Below are 22,472 nucleotides of genomic sequence, written 5' to 3' on the forward strand. Positions count from 1 at the left end.
CCCCATTATGAACCTGGTGCCGTGATTTCAGTCAGCTTATTGGTATAGTTAAATTCTTGAACTTGAGTACTAAAAGGTACGTTATGGTTTGCCAAACAATCAGCTAGAGTTTGCTTATCCGTTAATGCACTATCAAAGTTGTCACTAATTTTTGCGGAACTCGTACTTAAGCAATCAGATTGCAGAGTTTCTAAAGAAGTTGAGGCATAAGCAGGTAAAAACGCTGTTGTAATAACCCGGATACGTTGCGTAGATAGCATGCTTTTAGGAAGTTGGGTTCCTTCGGAAAGATTTATGTCCCGAGGTAGATTTGAACCCGGAATATCAGCCATAGCATCGGTTGGGATACTGACAGCAACTTGAGTAACTACCGCTTGACGATTACTCCCATAGTCACTTGTTAAATCGCAGAAACCTGCTACTCCACCATCTTCAACCACAGCATTATTAGCGCTGCCAGCTCGAAGCAAACTTGCCCCCCGAGTTTGAGCAAAACTTACAGATGTAGAAGTTGGTTTATAGCAAAAGTTATATTCCGCACCAGGGTTACTTTCATGTGCTTTCAGTGCTGCTCCAATCACATTGGTAATATTTGTCAATGTGGTTGGGTTCATCTGTACAATAAGCTCTAACGGAGTATCTGAAGATTGAAAGTTTAATTGGCCAACTTGGCTATTAGTTGCAACTTTTAGAGAAACAATCGCTACTCTTATTGCCAAAACCCCGACAGAAATAACAATCAATAAAATAATAAGTACAACAATAAGTGTGGCACCCGTTTCCTTAGATCGACCTTTAATATTTTTATAATTTAAATGGGTCATATTGTTTCCCCCATTGCATTGCGTAAAGCAATTGTCACGCTATATACGCGTCGCAAAAAGCGAGTTCTGTTATCGGCAGCATGCACATTCTGATCTAGCATAAGAAAAGACTGATTAGGGTCTATTGCCTTATTTTGAGCATTATTTGTAGAACGGGCTAATACCGATATTTGTATTGACAGAATTCTTGGAGCAGCCACAGCTGGACTCGCATCTCGAGCAGCTTGTGCAGCCACCCGATACTGAGGAATTGTGTAATAAGCAAAATTACCAGCTGCGTTTTTCGCACCTAATAAGACATGAAAATGGTCAATACGAGGCAGTATAATTTGGCCTGCATCTCCTAATCCATTAACGATATCAGGTTGCGCTGTAGCACTAACCGCAGGGGTATTCGCATCACATGCAAGTGCATAATCCTGTTGAGAGCTACCATTATTATCAACACGTAAAAAATACCGTTGAACTATTAGGTCCCCCGCTAACACATTCACACCTTCACAATTAGTCATATTGGTCGGGGCAATGAATTGAATAGTCAGTTGATCGCTTTGTACTTCAGCATTTGAACTATTCTGTATATTTGAAAGACCTTTCCAGTAGTTATTCACTGTACTTACCGTATCACCTGCACCACGGCTTAATAACGCTTCCGGAATATAAGTATTTGTATCAACTTTTGGAATAAAATTAATATTGTTGGCATTTGTTGCTGTTGAACCTGTTAATACAATACCTCCCCAAGGCGTTGTATCTGTTAATTGTGGATTTACAACATTTCCATAATTTAGAAGCCGTATATCACGTGCCATATATTCCAAACCAAAAATACCGCTATCCTGGATTTCAGCATTGGCCTTTTGCAATCGGCTCGATAAAAGCCCTCCAATAAATAGCTGTGTTGCAGCAGCCACTAATATTAGGCCTAAAGCTAAGGCGACTATAAGTTCAATCAAGGTAAAACCTTGTTCTTTATTAGAAATAAATGATTGAGCCATTTAATATGCCTCCATCATTAAGCAAGTTGAATTATTCACGTAAACACCGTTATTACTCATACAACTTGAAACATCCACACTAGTATTTGTTCCATTTGTAGTAATCACTGGCGCAGTTTTACCCCAAAAGACAAATAGGCACTGGCGTTGTTGCACCATTGTATTTGTAACGCCAGGGCAATTTGACATCGTAATTCTCATACCCAGTTGATTAGCATTTCTAGCTGCTTGATAGGCATCAAATTGAGCAAGTTGGGAGGCAGTACATAGAGAGTTAAAACATGACGTGGGTGCAGGAGTATCAGATGTATAGTTGCTATAACTACGCACAAATGTAGGATACTGGCTAGCTTGAGTACTATTTGTACGGATATTTTCTGCTAATCCCCTCATCACTAGAATGGCTTGAGATTTACTTAATGCTTCTGAAGAGGCATCCATAGCTCTTAGCTGCAAGGCAACATAACCTAAAACTCCAATAGCAAGTAAAATTAAGGCAACCAAAACTTCGAGTAAGCCCACCCCAGCTTGGGCTTTTTGCTTATAGTGATGCATTAACAAGTCTCCTCGGCCTTAAAAACTAAAGTGCCAAGCTTGGTCAAAATAATGACTTTCTTTTTATTTATTCTAGAATTACAAATAGATAAAAGCGTATCTTGAGTTATATTTGCCACTACTCCATTTGCGTTAAAAGCTAAAGTGGTAGTCGTTAAAGAACTTTGCGTACCATCAGCGGCTATATTTTTTAGCTCAAGAGTATTATTAGAAGCTGTCTGCCAATTTAATGAAGTGGGTGTATTTGAAGCTGTTGAGTTCAAGTTAACAGAAACATTCTGACGTCCTAAAATTGCCTGACTTTTCGCTTCTGATAAAGTGTTGATTAAGTCTCTTTGATTAGCATCTAAACGTTTACTTTCTAATAAATTTGACATTGATGGTGCAGCCATCAGTGCAATAATAGCCATGACCGCAATCGTCACCATTAGCTCGACCAAGGTGAACCCTTCTTGCGGAATAATTCCCCTCATCCCCAGAACCCCAAATAAAACTAAAATTTTTTATTTCTTATTTAAATTTTACTTTTACAAATTACAAAACAAATACAAAACAGACAAAGGGTATAAAAAAACAGATAACTGTCATGTTAACAATTATCTGTTTAACTATTTAAAATCAGTATGTTAAATAAGTCACATTTTATGCTTGGGTCACATGAATACGTAATTCTTTAGGAAGACTAAAAGTAATATTTTCCTCACGTCCTTCTAATTCTTTAGGCGCCTGAGCTCCCCAATCTTGTAAACGTTGAATCACTTGCTTAATTAAAATTTCTGGAGCTGAAGCTCCCGCTGTAACACCAATTTTACAAGTATCATTGAACCATGATTGTTCAAGTTGATCTGCATTATCTACTAGATAAGCAGCTTTCCCCATACGCTCAGCAAGCTCACGTAAACGATTCGAATTTGAAGAGTTAGGCGAGCCAACAACCAGCACAACATCACATTTTTCAGCTAAGTCACGTACTGCATCTTGTCTATTTTGAGTTGCATAACAGATGTCATCTTTACGCGGACCTTGAATATTCGGGAATTTCGCACGCAAAGCATCAATCACTTTTGCTGTATCATCAATAGATAAGGTCGTTTGCGTAACAAATGCTAATTTTTCCGGATGTCTAACCTCGAGTGCTGCCACATCAGCCTCATCTTCAACCAGATAAATATCTCCACCTTTTAATTTGTCATATTGTCCCATCGTACCTTCAACTTCTGGGTGCCCTTCATGACCAATTAAAATAGCTTCTGTCCCTTCGCGAGCATATTTAGTTACTTCAATATGTACTTTAGTCACCAATGGACAAGTTGCATCAAAAACTTTTAAGCCTCGACGCTCTGCTTCTTGCTGAACTGCTTTTGAAACACCGTGCGCACTGAAAATTACAATAGAATCATCTGGCACTTGGTCCAGCTCATCAACGAAAACAGCCCCTCTTTGGCGTAAGTCATCTACCACAAATTTATTGTGTACAACTTCATGACGTACATAAATAGGAGGATTAAAACATTCCAAAGCCCGATTGACGATTGCTATGGCTCGATCAACACCGGCACAAAAACCACGCGGATTAGCTAACACAATTTCCATAACAGCCTCAAAATTAATAAAACAGGGGAACTTCTCGTAAATATTTGCAGTTAAAACTATTCAGTTTAAACGCACGGTACACTACAATAGCGAAGATATTTTATCATATCAGGAAAAATATCATGTCGGGTCTATTGTTTGTCGTTTCTGCTGCATCAGGAACGGGCAAAACATCTTTGGTGAAAGCCCTACTTGACCGTGTGAGCAATTTACATGTTTCAGTTTCGCATACTACCCGAGGTCAACGACCAGGTGAGTTAGATGGTGTTCACTATCACTTCACAACAAAAGATGAATTTTTAGACCAAGTGAACCAAGGTGGATTTATCGAATATGCTGAAGTATTTGGTAATTACTATGGCACTTCGCAAGCAACCGTAAAACAACAGTTAGCTCAAGGACATGATGTCTTGCTTGAAATTGACTGGCAAGGTGCAGAGCAAGTACGCAAGCTGTTTCCTGAATCTAAACAGATCTTTATTTTACCACCTACTCAATTCGATTTACGTCAGCGTTTATCTAACCGTGGTACAGACTCTGTTGAAGTTATTGAACACCGCTTAAGCTGTGCTGTTGAAGACATGCAGCATTATGTAAATTTCGACTATATCATCATTAATGATGACTTTAATAAAGCCCTACATGAGCTTGAAGCCGTCATTACAGCAAATCGTTTAGTCTTATCTCAACAGGCAAAAAGACATCAAAATCTAATTCAAGACTTGATTACTCCACAACCAAAACAGGAATAACTTGAGTCTGGAACGAAAGCCTTTTATACTATTTAGTCTGTTCAAATTTACCATTCCAAAACGAGAACTTTTATGGCACGCGTCACCGTTGAAGATTGTTTAGATCATGTAGACAACCGTTTTGAGCTTGTGCTCGTTGCAAGTAAACGTGCTCGTCAATTGGCACGTCAAGGCATGGAGCCAACTGTAGAATGGGATAACGACAAACCAACAGTTGTTGCTTTACGTGAAATCGCTGTAGGTCACGTAACGAAAGAAATTCTTAAACAACGTGAGCAAGATTACCAAACTTCTAGTCTTGATCTTGCCCTTTCTACAAACAGCTTAAATTTAGAAGGTTTTTCTTTCTAATTATTCCTGTTTCTATAAAAAACCATCGTTTTTTTGCGATGGTTTTTTATTTGGCTTATGCATATTTAAAACATATTGGTAAAAGCAATTATTTTCATTGAAAAAAAAATACACTTTTTCAATCGAAAAAATTGACAAGTTCCGCAATATGCTTTTCATTAAGAAGTAGATAGATTTAGTTTTTTAAGCAACAGAAAAAGGGTGGTCTATGCCAGGCGAAGAGGTCAGCCAAGCCAAGCAACAGCTCAAATTAATTATCGACCCTTACTTATCGGTAAGTGAAGTCGAAAAAGTGCTTGCTGCCTGCGATTTTGGAGATCTGGCACACACTGGTATTACCCGTAAAAGTGGTGAACCTTATATTCTGCATCCTATCGCGGTTAGCTGTATTTTAGCGAATATGCGCCTGGATCCTGAAACATTAATGGCTGCACTTTTACATGATGTCATTGAAGACACTCAATATACAAAAGACGATATTATTGAGCGATTTGGACAAACAGTTGCAGAGCTTGTTGATGGCGTAACCAAACTAAGCCAGTCGAGTGATAAAGAATATAATAAAGCTGCTTCTTTTAGAAAAATTCTACAAGCTACTTTGCAAGATCCACGCGTCATTATTATTAAACTAGCTGATCGCTACCACAATATGACCACATTGGGCGCCTTACGTCCCGATAAACGTGCTCGTATTGCTCAAGAAACCTTTGATATTTTCGTACCGATGGCAAGATTAGTCGGCATGAATGAAATGGCCGATAACCTTGAAAATTTATGTTATCAAAATCTTGATTTAGATATGTTTGATAACGTTCAAAATGCGTTGCTTCAAACCAAACCAGAGCGATGTAAATACCAAAGTATCTGGGAACAAAATCTTGCGGAGCTTCTCCACAATTATCATATTCAAGGTCGAATTAAAAAGAAAAATAATAATATTGAGCTCTTACGCCATTTCGTAAAAAATGAAATGGATTTACAAGAACTTACTCATAGCCATGCCTTTGAAATCGTTTTGCAATCCATTGCAGACTGCGATCGTTTAGTAGCAGCATTAAAAGAAAATTTTCAAGTCATCCAATATCAAGATCATATCCGCCGGCCATTACCAGGTGGTAATCAGTCATTAATGATCAAGCTTAAGGGTGAAAAAACCACCTTATCGCTCACTATTCAAACCGAGTTGATGCGTAAAGCTGCACGTTTCGGTGTAGTACTCGGCGAAAATGCTCCACAAACTTGCCGCTCTGCCATTCAAGCTTCCATGCAGAACCTAAATACACTCATTGATGGTGAATGCGCTAAAACGACTTTTAATGACTTACTTGATTATTTGCATCAAGAAAAAATTTGGGTTTACACACCACACGGCCAGTTACATGAGTTACCACAAGGTGCCACAGTAGTTGATTTTGCCTATTCAGCTAGTCTTTTCTTAGGCAACCATGCGGTAGGTGCGAAAGTTGATGGTGAAATTAAGCCACTTTCTACACCATTAGTTAGTGGGCAGGTTATTGAGATTATTACTGACGTTTTAGCAACGCCAAATCCAGATTGGCTGAGCTTCATTAACACTCAAAAAGCTCGCCGTGCTTTACAGCACGTACTCAAAGACCAAGATATTGAAGAACAACGTTTAGTTGGTGCCCAAGCACTTTCAAGAGCTTTAAAACTCTTTAATCGTTCTATTAACGACCTTTCAGATGCAGATTGGTTAGATCTTTTACAATGGCGTCATATTGATAATAAAGATGCATTATTTGAGCAAATTGCTGTTGGAGATTTACTTCCTCAACTTGTAGCTAACCATTTGTTTGCAAATGACAAGCATCCTCGAGCAGAAAATTCAGATCGGCTAATTCAAGGAACTGAAGGCATTGATGTTAAATATGCCCACTGTTGTAATCCTATTTTAGGCGATCCAATTCAAGGCCATTTAACACGACGTGGTTTAATTGTGCACCGTATTCGTTGTCATAATTTGCTTCATGAACAACATTTACACCCAGAAAACATTATGCCGCTTCAATGGAAAGCAGACGACGTAGATGATGTACGTTTTACTGCTTACCTTGCGATTTATATGGCAATGAATGATGAACAGGTATCAGACCTCATCTACCAATGTCGTAAAAATAATGCTGGGGTAGAAATGGTACATTCCAACGAACAGCGTACTTTCGTCAATATTGTAGTAAACAACCGTAAACATATTGCAAAAGTCATTCGTGATTTACGAATGCACTATGGCTTCCCACGTATTGAGCGTCTAGACGCCCCTGCTCCACAAATGGAAATTTCCAAAGTCAGCTAAAATTTGTTCTGCTTTACTAAAATCTAACTTCTAGAAGTACCTAATCAATTAAATCGATGATACTTTTGTCAAAACGTATCATCGATTATGATGAAAAAAGATTTAATCAAGGAGAACCAAATGTCCCGTCAAGTCATTCATACTGAAAATGCCCCTGCTGCCATCGGCACATATTCTCAAGCCATTTTGGTAGGTAACACACTATATTTATCAGGGCAAATTGGTTTAGATCCTTACAGTATGGAACTTGTAGACGGTATTGAAGCTCAAATCCGCCGTGTTTTTGATAACCTCAAAGCAGTATGTGAAGCTGCAGGCGGCACACTTGCAGATATTGCAAAGCTCAATATTTTTCTTACTGATTTATCTAATTTCCAACTCGTTAACCAAATTATGGGCGAATATTTTGCTCAACCATACCCAGCTCGTGCTGCACTTGGTGTAGCAAGCCTGCCTAAAGGGGCTTTAGTTGAAATGGATGGAATTGTTATTATTAATCAGTAAGATAAAATATTAACTAGAAATTATTTAGCTCTAAAATTAGATACCACCCCAGCTTAAAAAGCTGAGTAACTCTCAGATTTCCGCTTAGGTGGTATTTTTTTATCCAAAATCCCAATAATGATAAATGAGATTTTAAATGAATTTCATTGACAAACGATAATAATTATCAATAATATCAATTATCGCATTTATATTTGGGGATCACTCCCATGTACGTTTGCTTGTGTCGTGGCATTACCGATCAGGATATTAAAGACGCTATTGAAAATGGCGCTGAAAGCTATCGTGAAATTCGCGATTTGCTTGATCTTGGTACTTGCTGTGGACGCTGTGCACCAGAAGCACGTGCTATTATTAGTGAAGAATTAGCAGAAATTGCTGCTCGCATTTCTGTAGCTGCATAATAAAAATTAATATTTAACAAAAATTTATTGACTCCTCCACCGCTTTTTGCGGAACGTTAAATGTTCCTCATTGAAGCGGTTTTTTTTGGAAGGAAATTCACATTTACCAATATTGTGTTGTTTTTGATTGCGATTTTCATTTGCTGTTCCATAAATTACTCGCCATATCCATGATTGTTCACTAAAATGAATTTATAGATTGCCTTAATTGAATTAAGGCAGAAATTGTTTTGGAGTAGCTACAATGAAAGGCAATCGTGATGTCATTAATCAGCTCAACCAAGTGCTGTATCATCATTTAACTGCAATTAATCAATACTTTTTACACTCTCGTATGTTTAATGATTGGGGAATTGAACAACTCGGTTCTGCCGAATATAAAGAATCAATTCGCCAAATGAAGCATGCTGATAAAATTATTGAGCGTATCTTATTTTTAGAAGGTCTCCCTAATCTTCAACACTTAGGTAAATTGTATATCGGTCAACATACAGAAGAAGTTCTGCAATGCGACATCCGTAAAGTAAAAGAAAATATTGAAGCAATTCAGAAAGCGGTCGCTTTAGCCGAAACCGAACAAGACTATGTAACGCGTGATTTGGTACAAGAAATCTTAGAAAAAGAGGAAGAATATTGGGATTGGTTAGATACTCAAATTGATCTTATTGGCAGTGTTGGTATCGAAAATTATATCCAAAGCCAAATGTAATTCCTCATAAAAAAATCCCCTTGTACTCAAGGGGATTTTTTTATTTATCTTTTAACAACTCTGCCAAAGTTATTTGCTGTCGATAAAGATGCTGCAAAATAAATATTTGTTGCTCAGCTTGCTCTACTTTTCCATTATAGGCAAGTAGCTGGGCATATTTACGCAAGTTATAAGGCGTTGCTTTATTTTTTACGAAATTACCCCACACTGCTAAATCAGCATCAGATAAAGTAGTTTCAGGCTTCATTTCAATCCATTTTAAACGCTGCTCAAACTGCGTTAAAACAAAAATCTGATTACTTCCCAAAACCTCAGCATTTGGCTGTTTATTCTTAAACAGCAAATTACTATTTGTGACATAGACATTATAGTCACGCCAAATTGCTAGCAGAAGTATTAAACTTACTCCCCAAATTAAACGAAGAACCTGCTTGTTGAGCACAATACCTTTGAGTACAGGTGTCTGTGCCTGAATTATGCCTAATAAGAATCCACAAGTAAGCAAGAAGTAAGCGTAGCGTTGAGGAAACTCTAACATGGTATGAATGAGTACGGTACACACCATCATAATTGCAATAATTGAGATAGTTTCTTTAGCCTGCTGATTTAGCCAAAGGAACCAACACGTAAAGTAAGCAATAATGACTATACCTATTGGGATACCGTTCCAGATGATGAGATCTAATAAAATATTATGGGCACTGGTCGTCCACTCAGTTGTTGGAAAAAGAGCATAAGCAGACATTTGCGCCACACTGGTTTGGTGCCAACCATACCCCAACCAAGGATGCTGCTGTACAGCAAGTAGCATTTGGGTCCAGATATTAAAACGTAAATATCCAGAACTTGCTCTTTCAACTAAACTACTTGCTTGGGTTACATCAGCGCTCGACCATGCCTCAATTAAACTAGTAGCAAATGGCAGAATCACGCCAGCTATTACAAAAAAACCAGCGCACCACAAGAACCCTTGAATAAAACCAAATCTTTTTTGTTTTCCAAATAGTTTAACTATCCAATAGATAAGTAAAAATGGAAAAACGACCCAAGACGTTCTTGATTGGCTTAAAGTGATTGTAAACAAGATAAGGAGTGCTGAAGGGAAAAGTAACCAAACTGTTGCTTTATTCTTTTCATATAAAAATAGACAACCTAATAGCCCCATAATCAGAAAGGTTGCCATATTGTTAGGTTGACCAAAGTTGCCGTAAGGACGGTTACCAATTAAATGCAACATATGCACAAAATGAGACTCAATATTTAACCATTGGCATATCGCAATAAAGCTGGTCGCAATTGATACAATAATCAGTAATAGGCTAAAGCCTGTAAAAATTTGATCTCGCTTTTGTTGATCTAGTGACAAGTTATAACCCGCCACAACCATAAACCAGAAGCCTAATAAGTAAAGTGAACTTAACAAAGCTGTACTAAAATCAAAAACTAGACCAAAAGCCCACTGCACCACTGGAATTAAAATAAATGGCAATAGCAATAATTGTGCACGTGAAATTTTAATATTTTGATAAAAAAGTGCAGCTAAGACACTTAAACCTGCCGCAAAAGTACTCATTTCACTAGAAAACATTACCCAAGGGTTATAGTGAAATGGTGATAACCACGCAAAACCCAACAAAATTGCAGCGAGGAACAGAAAAAATACTTGCATAGTGACAGGTTACAGACCAAAAACTTGAAAAGGATTATACATGGAAGAAAGTAAGCAAAATGATATTCTATATGCAAATTATTTTATTCAATTTTTTAAAATTATAATTCTGAAAGTAAAATTATTTTCTTAGCTATTCATATAAATATTAGAAATAAAATGTTTTATTAAATTTAATACTGATAGCCTTTAAATAAAAATGCACCTTAAATAAGGCGCATTTTTTAATATGGTATGAACATTACAAAGTAGTAATTGCACCAACGGCTGGTGTTCCACCACCCGTACATCCTTTTGGTAAGAATTCGTCAGTAGTGGCAATATCTGTACTACAAGTCCATGCACCGGTCGCTGAACGTGAAAGTGAAATAATCTTTCCAGCGATTTTTGGATTTCCTTTTAAAGTACACGTAATAGCGTTAGTAGCTGCGCCATCGTTACCAAAATTTGTAACACCTATGGCTGAACATGCGCCAGATGAAGTCGCAGTAAAGCCAACTTGAGAAAGAGAGGTAATCGCTGTACCATCATTTAATTCGGTGTCGTAACCCGTACGCATGTTACTAATTTCAGAATATCCAGCTGTAGCCTGAGAACGAGCTACATAATTTTGATAAGCAGGAATCGCAATCGCAGCCAAAATACCAATAATGGCAACCACGATCATAAGTTCGATTAATGTAAAACCTTTTTGTGCATTCATAGCCTTTTCCCCAAAGATTGTATGTATGTTTTTATATAAGCTTTTCAGCTATCAAATATATTGCAGCAACCATGCCAACTTTTATTATTGTTAAAAAACATAAGCTTATAATTTATAAAGCCTTATTTTAGTAGCTTAAGCTGTAATTAACTGACAAAAATTGTCACTAGGAATTTAGTAGGACTGGATCACCGATAAAAATTAATTTATTGTCTATTTCATTTTTTTAATAACGAATGTGATAAAAATCTCTATAAAAATAATCAAATAGGTGACATTTTTTGTCAGCCACCTTATTGAGCAAAAATTTAAAAAAAAACAACTAAATTTTTGAGTCAATCATTTAATTGATAATGATAGGTGCGTTACCTAATTCATTTAATTGATCTGGCATGTTTTCATCGTAAAAGCGTGCCATCACTTCTCCAATTTGCTGAACTCCTGTAACTACCGCTTTCTGATATTGCTTTTGTTGAAGCTGCTCTACAATCGACTTACAAATCTGCTGCCATATTTGTTCAGTAGTTGCATTCCTAATCCCACGATCAAAGATGATTTCTACTGTGCGTTCACACAGATTTAAATAGAGCAATACACCACTATTGAGCTCTGTATCCCATACACCCAGTTCTGCAAATAATTGCTGGGCTCTTAAACGTGTATTTTGTCTATACGCTTGTGAACATGGGATATGGCCTTCTATGACAACCTGTATTTCGCCAACATGTCCATGCTCTGCTTGCTGTACAGCCTCAGCAATAACTTGTTTGTCTTGTTTGGAGAAATATCTGCTACTTGCTGGTAAATAACAAAAATGCTTAAACCAACGTTTTAAACTTGGCTCTACAGATTCCTCAATTTTTGGCTGAGTAATAATTTGGGTTGTTTCTGATGTTGTTACCATGAGCCTGAAGCACCTCCACCGCCAAAACGTCCACCGCCGCCGCCATAGCCTCCGCCACCACCGCCAAAACCTCCTCCGCGTCCACCGCCACCAGCTCCACTCAGAATAGCCTGTAAAATCAGTTGGGCAATTGAAGTTATGAGTAAAAAGAAAATACCAAAACCCAGTAGTAAACTCATTACTACGCCAGCACCATTTACAAAACCAGCTACCGCTGCCGCAACGCCAGCTGTTGACGCGCTAAGTGGTCGACCAACAATAAATGATCCCACAACCCCAGCAACAAGAATAAATAAAGCCATTGTAAGCGTTGTTTGTTTGGCTTGTTGTTCTTCGGCAGCTTGATGTTGGCGTTCTTTTAAATCTTGAGCAGCTTGCTGAGCAACTTCCGGATCTAAATTTAAAATTCTTCCAATTTCATCAAGTCCTGCATTTAGTCCTTGAGCATATTGGGCTTGTTTAAAATAAGGGGTAATTTGATTTCGAATAATTCGACTTGCAACAATATCAGGTAATACCCCTTCTAAACCGTATCCAGTTAGAATCTGTATTCTATGGTCATTAATTGCAACTGCGATAAGTAAGCCATTATCTCGTTTACTCGAACCGAGTTGCCATTTTTCACCTACTCGCAAAGCATAATCAAAAATATCTTCTTGACCTGTAGTTGGTACAATCACAATACCTATTTGTGCTTTACCTTGCTGGTACAGATTTAAGATTTTCTGGCTAAGCTGTTGTTTTTCAGTTTCACTCAAAACGTTAGCTTGATCAATGACAGGTTGATTTAATGTTGGTAAACCACGAATTGATTCACCATCAGCCATATCATTTGCAACTTGCGTTTGAGGTGTGACACTCGAAGCTGCCTGAGAATTTATTTGAGGCTTAGATGCTTGAGCTTGCTGCTGTTGAATAATTTTGCCTGCCACTACCGTATCCGTTTCATCGGTAGCAGTGGCAATATTATTCTCACTCCAAGCCGCATTCTGAAACAGAACACCACAGCAGAGAACAATTAAAGTAATAACGAATACCCTAATTTGCTTAGGCTGAAGCAATATAGTATTTCTCATGCGGCACTCCTTTGATTTAAATTAATCAAAAGAAACTTTTGGAGCCTGCTGAGCAGATGCTTCTGCAGAGAAATTGGCTTTAGGATGCATGCCAATCACTTTTGCTGTTACTGCTTGTGGGAACTGACGAACATAAGCGTTATAGTCCTGAACAGTTGTAATATAACGATTACGGGCAACAGCAATTCGGTTTTCTGTTCCCTCAAGCTGAACTTGCAATTCTTGGAATTGGGTATTGGCTTTTAAATCCGGGTAGTTTTCTGAAACGGCAATAAGTCGAGATAATGCCCCAGTTAACTGGCTTTGTGCCTGTTGATATTTTTCAAGTAATGCTGGATCTTCTAATACTTCTTTATCAACCTTCAAGCCTGCAACATTGGCACGTGCTTGAGTAACTTCTGTTAAAACCTGTTCTTCATGTTTAGCATAACCTTTTACAACATTTACCAAATTTGGAACTAGATCGGCACGACGTTGATATTGGTTTTGTACTTCAGACCAAGCCGCTGTTACAGCTTCATCTTTAACCTGTAAAGTATTATAGCCACAGCCTGAAAATAATAGGGTACTGGCAAGTGTTGTCGCGATAGCAAGTTGTTTAAACGTTTTCATCGTCACATTATCCTCAAGTTTTTCTTTATATTTTTAACCACTTTTCCCGATTGTATGACGATTTTGGCATTATTGTGTTGCTTTTATTTTATAGATTTAAAAAAACCGGATTTTTAAATCCGGTTTTTTTATTAGCTTGGTCTTGGATTTTTTCCCTCTTGGAAACTTGTCATTTGATATTCATCAGCCAAATAACTTTTCCAATAATCAACCATATGGCCATAATCTTTCTGACTCGGGTGGAAGTCCTTTTTGTAATAAGCAAAATATTCAGGAGTTAGCTGTATAAGCATTTTAGCAAGTAAATATAGCCCAAATAAGTTACCTCCGATTTTAGGCAAGCTCTTCCATTTATCTTGCCAAAATAGCCGTGTAGTGCCATAAAAAGCAAGACTTGCAAACCCTGTAGTAACACTCCGCATGAGTAAACGACGAATACGGTCATCGCCATATACCTGTTGATAGACATCGAATGCAACTGAACGATGCTCGATTTCCTCTATAGCGTGCCAAACCCAAAGCTTTAACGCATCTTGATCCAAAGTTTTTAGAAGTTCTGGATGCTGTAAAATATATCCCCCCAGCAAAGCCGTAAAATGCTCAAATGCACATGTCAGTGCTAGCTGCAGCTTAGGAGAAATTGTTCTTAAATACTTGTCACGCTCATTCAACCAGTTTTGAAAGCGATCCAGATTATAGTCATCACGACGCCAAGCCTCATTGAACTCTCCATGTGCTTTCGAATGCATTGCTTCTTGCCCAATAAATGCCGCAATCTGAGCCTGTAGTTGAGGATCGGAAACTTTGTCACGTACATTACGCACGCTATTTACAAAAAACTGTTCTCCTACGGGAAATGTTGAAGAGAGTGCAGTTAAAAAATGGGACATTAAAGGCGAATTTGCAAAATAATAGCGTTTGATAGCTTGAGGATTAAACTCAAGGCGACGCACTGTAATACCCAACGCTTTTCGACGATTTAAATATGATTTTTCTGCCGTCATACCTGCGATATTCATATTCAACACCTATTGTATTGAAGAAGGAAGCTTTGAGTATCTCTTGCGACTAAGGGGCTAAACAGGGCAAAAAAGCTTATTGTATTTGCCAAAAACATCAAACTGACTAATGGTAAAAAAATAAAGCCTGCATATCGCAGGCTTTATCAAAAACTTTAATAATGATTTTTTAGATTAAACACCAAGGTAATCTAAAATACCTTCAGCAGCTTGGCGACCTTCCCAGATTGCTGTAACTACAAGGTCTGAACCACGTACCATATCACCACCAGCAAAGATTTTTGGGTTTGAAGTCTGGAATTTAAATTCCTGCTGTTCAGGTGCAACAACACGACCAGAACCATCAAGATTAATATTCACACTACCAAACCAGTCAGCAGGGCTTGGACGGAAACCGAACGCTAGCAAAACTGCATCAGCTGGTAAAACTTCTTCAGAACCCGGAATTGGCTCAGGGCTACGGCGACCACGACTATCTGGTTCACCCATTTGTGTCGTTACCACTTTTACGCCTGTCACTTTGCCATTTTCACCAACAATCTCGATTGGTTGACGGTTAAATAAGAACTTTACGCCTTCTTCATACGCATTTTTTACTTCACGTGCCGAACCCGGCATATTACTTTCATCACGGCGGTATGCACATGTTACGTCGTGGGCACCTTGACGTAATGAAGTACGGTTACAGTCCATTGCGGTATCACCCCCCCCAAGAACAATAACTTTTTTACCATCCATGCTAATGTATTCACTTGGGTCCTTTTCCCATCCCTGACAACGGTTCACGTTAGAGATTAAGAAATCAAGCGCATCATAAACACCGTCAAGATCTTCACCAGGGAAACCACCTTTCATGTAGGTATAAGTACCCATCCCCATGAATACTGCATCATATTCAGCAAGTAATTCATCAATCGTGACATCTTTACCAATTTCAGTATTTAAGCGGAATTCAATGCCCATGCCTGTGAAAATTTCACGGCGGCGTTTCATGACATCTTTTTCCATCTTGAATTCTGGAATACCAAATGTTAGTAAGCCACCAATCTCAGGACGCTTGTCAAATACCACCGGTTTAACACCACCACGAGCTAAAATGTCGGCACAGCCTAGGCCTGCTGGACCTGCGCCAATGATTGCAACTTTTTTACCTGTCCACTTCACATGTGACATATCTGGGCGCCAACCCAAAGCAAAAGCTGTGTCATTGATATATTTTTCAGCATTACCAATGGTTACTGCACCAAAGCCATCATTTAAGGTACAAGCACCTTCACACAAACGGTCCTGCGGACATACACGACCACATACCTCAGGTAAAGTATTTGTTTGATGGCAAAGCTCAGCAGCCTGGAAAATTTGGCCTTCAGCAATGAGTTTTAGCCAGTTTGGAATGTAGTTATGTACAGGACATTTCCATTCGCAATATGGGTTACCACAACCTAAACAACGGTGCGTCTGATTAGTTACAGTTTCCGAAGTAAAAGGTTTATAAATTTCCACAAACTCTGCTTTGCGGACAGTAATATCTTTTTTCTCTGGATCTTGACGTGGTACATCCAGAAATTGAAAGTCATTATTTAGGCGTTCTGCCATGTCTCTCTCCGTGGGTAGGCGCGGATTTCCTTGTTGCCCGCACCTGCCTATGTCTTTGCAGTCGTGGAATTATTGTGGGTCAGCTTGTGTAGTTTTCAAAAGCGATTGCAAGTTAGCAGCTTTTGGTTTTACAAGCCAGAATTTACGGCTGTAGAAGTCAAACTCGTTGCGGATTTTGTAAGCCCAAGCACTACCTGTTTCCTTGATGTGCTCGTCAATAATACGCAATAAGAATTCTTTATGATCTTCCATAGATTCGGTTGAAATACGGGTTAAGTCAATTAACTCGTGGTTGTAGTAATCTACAAAGTCATTATCGAGGTCAAGCACGTAAGCAAAACCGCCTGTCATACCTGCACCGAAGTTATGACCCACTTTTCCAAGCACAGTCACAACACCACCAGTCATATATTCACAGCAGTGGTCGCCTGCACCCTCAATAACAGCGAACGCACCAGAGTTACGAACTGCGAAACGCTCACCTGCTGTACCTGCAGCAAATAACTTACCGCCAGTTGCGCCATACAAACAAGTATTACCAATAATTGCTGTATTTTGTGTTTGGAAAGGTGAACCTTTTGGTGGGAAGATCGAAATACGACCACCAGCCATACCTTTACCTACATAGTCATTTGCATCACCTTCAAGACGGATGTGCAAACCACCAGCATTCCAAACACCAAGTGACTGACCAGCAGTACCTGTTAGGTTCATTACAACCGGATGTGCTTCCATACCCAAGTTGCCATAGCGACGAGCAATCTCACCCGATACACGTGCACCAATTGAACGGTCACAGTTCACGACATTAAAGTTGAATTGACCACCAGCGCTTGACTCAATTGCAGGAAGCATTTCTTCAACCATTCTTTCAGCCAATACACCCTTGTCAAACGGTGCATTACCTTCTACTTCACAATACTGCGCTTTACCTTCAGCAGCAGGATGAGAAGTTAACAATGCACTTAAATCAAGATGAGCATGTTTCTCTGTTTCACCCGGTAAGACTTCAAGTAAATCTACACGGCCAATTAAGTCTTTAAGTGAAGCTACACCAAGAGCTGCCAACCATTCACGAGTTTCTTCTGCAATAAAGTGGAAGAAATTAATGAGCATTTGTGGTTCGCCAATATAGTGCTCTTGACGTAAATGATCTTGTTGAGTCGCAACACCGGTCGCACAGTTGTTTAAGTGGCAAATACGTAGGTATTTACAACCTAATGCGATCATTGGTGTAGAACCAAAACCGAAACTTTCAGCACCTAAAATAGCCGCCTTAATAACATCAAGACCAGTCTTTAAACCACCGTCAGTTTGTACACGTACTTTGCCACGCAAGTCATTTACACGAAGTGCCTGATGCGCTTCACTCAAGCCAAGCTCCCATGGCGAACCTGCATGGTGAATTGATGAAAGCGGAGACGCAGCAGTACCACCGTCATAACCCGAAATAGTAATAAAGTCTGCATATGCTTTAGCAACACCTGCAGCAATCGTACCTACACCCGGCTCAGATACTAACTTCACAGATACCATGGCTTTCGGGTTAACTTGTTTCAAGTCAAAAATCAGTTGCGACAAATCTTCAATAGAGTAAATGTCATGATGCGGCGGAGGTGAAATAAGTGTCACACCCGGAACAGAGTAACGTAAACGTGCAATCAAGCCATTCACTTTACCACCTGGCAACTGACCACCTTCACCTGGTTTCGCACCTTGAGCAACTTTAATTTGCAAGACTTCAGCAGAAGTTAAATATGCAGGTGTTACACCAAAACGACCAGATGCAATTTGCTTAATTTTGGAGTTACGAATTGTGCCGTAACGCGCAGGATCTTCACCACCCTCACCAGAGTTTGAACGACCACCAATGGTATTCATGGCAATTGCAATTGCTTCATGGGCTTCTGGAGAAAGCGCGCCTAATGACATACCTGCCGAGTCGAAACGAGGCAAGATAGCTTCAACCGATTCAACTTGCTCAACCGGAATTGGATTGGTTGTTTTTAACTTAAATAAGTCACGAATAGTCGCGATCGGACGGTTATTCACTAACTCGGCATATTCTTTAAAGTCTTCGTATTTGCCAGAACGAACTGCCTTATGTAGCGAGTTAATCACGTCTGGGTTAAACGCATGATATTCTTTACCAAATACGAATTTCAGCAAACCACCTTGATCAATTGGTTTACGGTTAGACCAAGCTGTAGCCGCTAACTTTTTCTGGTCATTTTCAAGATCAACAAATGTTGCACCTTGGATACGACTAGGAACACCCAAGAAACATTGATCTACAACTTCAGAAGATAAACCAACTGCTTCAAATAACTGACCACCACGGTAAGAAGCTACTGTCGAGATACCCATCTTTGAAAGAACTTTTAATAAGCCTTTCTCGATACCTTTACGGAAGTTTGCCTGTGCATGGATTGGATCACCTAAAAGCTCACCTTTAGCAATCAAATCATTGATTACATCATATGCAAGGTATGGATAAATGGCAGTAGCACCAAAACCGAGTAACACCGCAAATTGATGTGGATCACGTGCAAAACCGGTTTCAACCATAATGTTTGCATCAGTACGCAAACCAGTTTTTATGAGGTGATGGTGTACCGCACCTGTCGCAAGCGCAGCATTTGCAGGCAAATAACCTTGACGAATGTTTTTATCAGTTAAAACAATTAAGGTCTTACCATCACGAACCGCTTGTGCAGATTCTTCACAAATACGAGTAATCGCAGCTTGCAAACCTTCGGTTTCAGCATAGTTCAGATCAATATCAACCGCCTCATATCCCGCACGTTCAATGCTACGAATTTGCTGCATTTTTGAATTTGATAAAACCGGGCTAGAGATGATGATACGATCAGCATGTTCAGGGCCTTGTTCGAATACGTTCTGCTCACGACCCAAACAGGTTTCAAGTGACATAACAATTGACTCACGTAATGGGTCAATTGGCGGGTTTGTCACCTGTGCAAACTGTTGACGGAAGTAATCGGTCACATGACGTACTTGACGAGACAATACAGCCATTGGTGTATCGTCACCCATAGAACCCACAGCTTCCTGGCCGCTCTCAGCGATTGGACGTAACAACTGATCGCGCTCTTCAAATGTCACCATAAACATTTTTTGAGCCGCTTTTAATGCATCGCCAGTTAAACATTTATCAACAAGTTGTTCTTCAAGTTCCGGGTTTGCATTTAAGCGAATCGCATGGTCACGCAACCACTCACGGTACGGACGCATGTTTTTCAAGTGATTGCTAACATCTTTAGTATCAAGCACTTTACCTGTAAGGGTGTCTACAACCAAGATTTGACCAGGACCTACACGACCTTTTGATACCACATCTTCTGGCTCATAGCCCCAAACACCAATTTCAGATGCCAAGGTAATGTAATCATTTTTGGTAATTACCCAACGCGCTGGACGTAAACCATTACGGTCAAGCATACAAATCGCATGACGACCATCTTGAATAACGAGGCCTGCCGGACCATCCCAAGCTTCCATATGTTTTGAGTTGAACTCATAGAATGCACGCAAGTCTGCATCTAAAGTTTCAACGTTCTGCCAAGCTGGTGGCACGAGCATACGTAAAGCACGGAATAAATCCATACCACCGCCCACCAGAATCTCAAGCATATTATCTAAACTTGAAGAGTCCGAACCTGTACGGTTTACAATCGGGTTAAGCTCAGTCAAACCTGGTAATAATGGGTTTTCAAATTTAGGAGTACGCGCTAATGCCCAGTTACGGTTTGCTGTAATTGTGTTGATTTCACCATTATGCGCAAGATAACGGAATGGCTGAGCTAATGGCCAACGAGGTAATGTATTTGTAGAGAAACGTTGGTGGAATACCACGATATGTGATTTTAAACGCTCATCTGCCAAGTCTGTATAAAACTCGGCAATCGCCGCAGGCATCATTAAGCCTTTATAGCTAATAACTGTCGAGCAAAGCGTAGTCACGTAAAATAACGGATCATTTTGGAGTTGTTGTTCCGCACGGCGACGCGCCAAGAATAACTTACGGTTAAATTCAACCTCAGTTACGCCCATTGGACAGTTTACGATGACTTGCTCAAAAGCAGGTAAAGATTGAAGCGCGATTTCACCCAACGCATCGTTGTTTGTTGGAACGATACGCCAAGCAAGTACACGTAAACCTTCTGACTCAATTTCTTTCGTTAAAATATTTTTAGAGTGCTGTGCTAATGCTGGATCAATATTTAAAAATACCGTACCCACGGCAAAAATTTCACTCAGTGTAATATCACTCAGTTTTTTTGCTTCATCACGGAAAAATTGCTTTGGCATCGCCAATAATAAGCCGCAACCATCTCCCGTCTTGCCATCTGCGGCAATACCACCACGGTGCGTCATGCAACTTAAACTGTGAATCGCGGTTTCTACTAGATGATGACTTGATTCACCCTTCATATGGGCAATCAGTCCAAAACCACAGTTATCCTTAAACTCATCAGGCTGATATAAACCTTGAGCGGGAGCTACAGTATTAGGCGATGGCATGTGCATAGCGTACCCTTCTTTCAATAAGGCTCTTTCGAGCGTCAAACAAACAACTTCTTTTTGCGATAGTGCCTATGGACGATAGTTAGCTCAATGTTTCGCAAAAAAAAATTTTGGGCGGATAAGCCAATATACGCTGTTCCATTTTTACGTACACTGGTTTTTGCTAGAAAAATGTTTTGACTTATTTCGCACTCTTTTAAAGCAGTTCGACCCCACGACTCTGCATAGAATTCACTTCTTAGAGGCTAAAATAGTTTGCAGCACATTAATAAGCACAACAATAAAGCAAAAAGTGTGCCAAAATAAAAAAATAGACCTAAACCTTTATATTTATTATAAATATAATTATTTTATTCACGTTATCATGTTAAAAAATGACTAAATATGCACCACATCTGGTCAAAAAATATTAATACACCATATATTTGCACTATTTTAGAGCACAACTTAAGGTGATTTAGTTCCCTCTTGTGCCCTCATTTGTAGCATTTTTTGGTTGATTCTCATTACCCCTTGTCTGTGCAGGTTTATTTGGCTGATCAATATTAGAATTTGATTGTTGTACATCAACCACATTTCCTGCCGCATCACGACGCACAATAGTAGTTTTTGTAGCCGAGTTAGTACTAGCAGGTTTTGGCTGAGTGTTTAGGGTACCACTCGCTGGAGCTGACATTAATAAAGATTCATCAATTCTAGGCAAAGCTGCTGGACGCAATCTAACTTCATATAACTGATTATTGCCACCTTTCATCTCATCTGCCCCCAAATCATTTACCAGTGGGGCATAACTTGAGAACTGCTGTGGCTGAGGTTTAACCGAATCAGGTAACTGCAAATTAATCTGTGTTAATTGCTGAACCGCATCTTCTGAACGTTTGAATGTTCCGTAAGCCAACACATACTGTTCTGCTTGTTGTTCTCCGCTTAAGCGGAAATAAATAAACTTATTACGATCAGTACGACTTTTTAAAAAGTTTTTAATGATGTCTTCATCAGAAGCTCTGAATAACTCAAGCGTCCATTGTTTTTTATTTTCATTAATAAATTTTGTGCCACGAAACTCAGGCTCATGTTCACCTGACGCCACAGTTCGTGTTGTTAAATCCAGTGGACGAACCTCGTCAGCTAAAGCACCTAAGTTAGGAGTGGTTGCAACTTTCTCTGGCTGAATTTGTACGGGTGCATCGGAATCAGCCGACTTTTCAACCTCAACCAGTTTTTTATTATCAGTTATGACCCAAAAAATAAAAGCAAGGAATAAGCAGACAATACCACCAACCAACCAGATATATTGTTGAACATTCTGCCAAAGTGTACGTGATACAGTCATGCTTTACC

Annotated in this window: 20 protein-coding genes and 1 pseudogene; 7 read left to right on the forward strand and 14 right to left on the reverse strand. The window is 39.3% G+C overall.

The window, feature by feature from the left end; all coding sequences use genetic code 11:
- Positions 1-5 precede the first annotated feature (5 nt).
- The 5 genes from EGT34_RS09585 to ispH form a co-directional block, all read right to left on the reverse strand.
- Positions 6-824: a PilX N-terminal domain-containing pilus assembly protein gene (locus EGT34_RS09585; protein ID WP_000149374.1), complete on the reverse strand. Its 819-nt coding sequence runs from the start codon at positions 822-824 to the stop codon at positions 6-8.
- On the reverse strand, positions 821-1,822 hold the full coding sequence (locus EGT34_RS09590) for a PilW family protein (protein ID WP_000079200.1): 1,002 nt from the start codon (positions 1,820-1,822) through the stop codon (positions 821-823). The genes EGT34_RS09585 and EGT34_RS09590 overlap by 4 nt, the downstream gene beginning before the upstream one ends.
- The gene (gene pilV, locus EGT34_RS09595) at positions 1,823-2,383 is read right to left on the reverse strand and encodes a type IV pilus modification protein PilV (protein WP_002194578.1); all 561 of its coding nucleotides are present in this window, start codon (positions 2,381-2,383) and stop codon (positions 1,823-1,825) included.
- A complete protein-coding gene (locus EGT34_RS09600; protein WP_001214065.1) occupies positions 2,377-2,850 on the reverse strand; it encodes a pilus assembly FimT family protein in 474 nt (157 codons plus the stop codon). Before EGT34_RS09600 ends, pilV begins: the two co-directional genes overlap by 7 nt.
- Before the next feature lie 169 nt (positions 2,851-3,019).
- Positions 3,020-3,970, reverse strand: a complete 951-nt coding sequence (ispH, locus tag EGT34_RS09605) for a 4-hydroxy-3-methylbut-2-enyl diphosphate reductase (RefSeq protein ID WP_000407064.1) — start codon at positions 3,968-3,970, stop codon at positions 3,020-3,022.
- A gap of 122 nt (positions 3,971-4,092) precedes the next feature.
- Here ispH and gmk point away from each other — a divergent pair, with 122 nt between their 5' ends.
- The 7 genes and pseudogenes from gmk (at position 4,093) to bfr (ending at position 9,004) form a co-directional block, all read left to right on the forward strand.
- Positions 4,093-4,722, forward strand: a complete 630-nt coding sequence (gene gmk, locus EGT34_RS09610) for a guanylate kinase (RefSeq protein WP_000015937.1) — start codon at positions 4,093-4,095, stop codon at positions 4,720-4,722.
- A 72-nt stretch (positions 4,723-4,794) separates the two neighbouring features.
- The gene (gene rpoZ, locus EGT34_RS09615; RefSeq protein WP_000135049.1) at positions 4,795-5,073 is read left to right on the forward strand and encodes a DNA-directed RNA polymerase subunit omega; all 279 of its coding nucleotides are present in this window, start codon (positions 4,795-4,797) and stop codon (positions 5,071-5,073) included.
- Positions 5,074-5,111: 38 nt separating this feature from the next.
- Positions 5,112-5,242, forward strand: a pseudogene (locus EGT34_RS09620) (hypothetical protein).
- 39 nt (positions 5,243-5,281) lie between these two features.
- Positions 5,282-7,387, forward strand: coding sequence for a RelA/SpoT family protein (locus EGT34_RS09625; protein WP_001117590.1), 2,106 nt, complete (start codon positions 5,282-5,284; stop codon positions 7,385-7,387).
- A 120-nt stretch (positions 7,388-7,507) separates the two neighbouring features.
- Positions 7,508-7,891: a RidA family protein gene (locus EGT34_RS09630; RefSeq protein WP_000090000.1), complete on the forward strand. Its 384-nt coding sequence runs from the start codon at positions 7,508-7,510 to the stop codon at positions 7,889-7,891.
- Between the two features lie 209 nt (positions 7,892-8,100).
- Positions 8,101-8,295, forward strand: coding sequence for a bacterioferritin-associated ferredoxin (locus tag EGT34_RS09635; RefSeq protein WP_000289091.1), 195 nt, complete (start codon positions 8,101-8,103; stop codon positions 8,293-8,295).
- Between the two features lie 244 nt (positions 8,296-8,539).
- Positions 8,540-9,004: a heteropolymeric bacterioferritin subunit Bfr gene (gene bfr / locus EGT34_RS09640; protein WP_000678123.1), complete on the forward strand. Its 465-nt coding sequence runs from the start codon at positions 8,540-8,542 to the stop codon at positions 9,002-9,004.
- Positions 9,005-9,044: 40 nt separating this feature from the next.
- Here the strand turns inward: bfr and EGT34_RS09645 are convergent, their stop codons facing one another.
- The 9 genes from EGT34_RS09645 to EGT34_RS09685 form a co-directional block, all read right to left on the reverse strand.
- Positions 9,045-10,673, reverse strand: coding sequence for a PglL family O-oligosaccharyltransferase (locus tag EGT34_RS09645; RefSeq protein ID WP_001195771.1), 1,629 nt, complete (start codon positions 10,671-10,673; stop codon positions 9,045-9,047).
- A gap of 241 nt (positions 10,674-10,914) precedes the next feature.
- Positions 10,915-11,376: a pilin gene (locus EGT34_RS09650; RefSeq protein WP_000993718.1), complete on the reverse strand. Its 462-nt coding sequence runs from the start codon at positions 11,374-11,376 to the stop codon at positions 10,915-10,917.
- 343 nt (positions 11,377-11,719) lie between these two features.
- Positions 11,720-12,280, reverse strand: coding sequence for a TPM domain-containing protein (locus tag EGT34_RS09655; protein ID WP_000258949.1), 561 nt, complete (start codon positions 12,278-12,280; stop codon positions 11,720-11,722).
- On the reverse strand, positions 12,274-13,356 hold the full coding sequence (locus tag EGT34_RS09660; RefSeq protein WP_001246375.1) for a TPM domain-containing protein: 1,083 nt from the start codon (positions 13,354-13,356) through the stop codon (positions 12,274-12,276). Before EGT34_RS09660 ends, EGT34_RS09655 begins: the two co-directional genes overlap by 7 nt.
- Before the next feature lie 21 nt (positions 13,357-13,377).
- Positions 13,378-13,968 carry a LemA family protein gene (locus tag EGT34_RS09665; protein ID WP_000846931.1) on the reverse strand — a complete coding sequence of 197 codons (591 nt, stop codon included), beginning with the start codon at positions 13,966-13,968 and terminating at the stop codon, positions 13,378-13,380.
- 131 nt (positions 13,969-14,099) lie between these two features.
- A complete protein-coding gene (locus EGT34_RS09670) occupies positions 14,100-14,987 on the reverse strand; it encodes a metal-dependent hydrolase (RefSeq protein ID WP_001017322.1) in 888 nt (295 codons plus the stop codon).
- A 174-nt stretch (positions 14,988-15,161) separates the two neighbouring features.
- Complete coding sequence (locus tag EGT34_RS09675) at positions 15,162-16,583, reverse strand: FAD-dependent oxidoreductase (RefSeq protein WP_000840834.1); 1,422 nt, start codon at positions 16,581-16,583, stop codon at positions 15,162-15,164.
- A gap of 69 nt (positions 16,584-16,652) precedes the next feature.
- On the reverse strand, positions 16,653-21,128 hold the full coding sequence (gltB, locus tag EGT34_RS09680) for a glutamate synthase large subunit (protein WP_171068624.1): 4,476 nt from the start codon (positions 21,126-21,128) through the stop codon (positions 16,653-16,655).
- A 460-nt stretch (positions 21,129-21,588) separates the two neighbouring features.
- Positions 21,589-22,464, reverse strand: a complete 876-nt coding sequence (locus tag EGT34_RS09685; protein WP_000218798.1) for a hypothetical protein — start codon at positions 22,462-22,464, stop codon at positions 21,589-21,591.
- Positions 22,465-22,472: the final 8 nt, after the last annotated feature.

The sequence above is a fragment of the Acinetobacter sp. FDAARGOS_558 genome, assembly GCF_003937785.1.
In the GTDB taxonomy this organism is placed as follows: Bacteria; Pseudomonadota; Gammaproteobacteria; order Pseudomonadales; family Moraxellaceae; genus Acinetobacter; species Acinetobacter baumannii.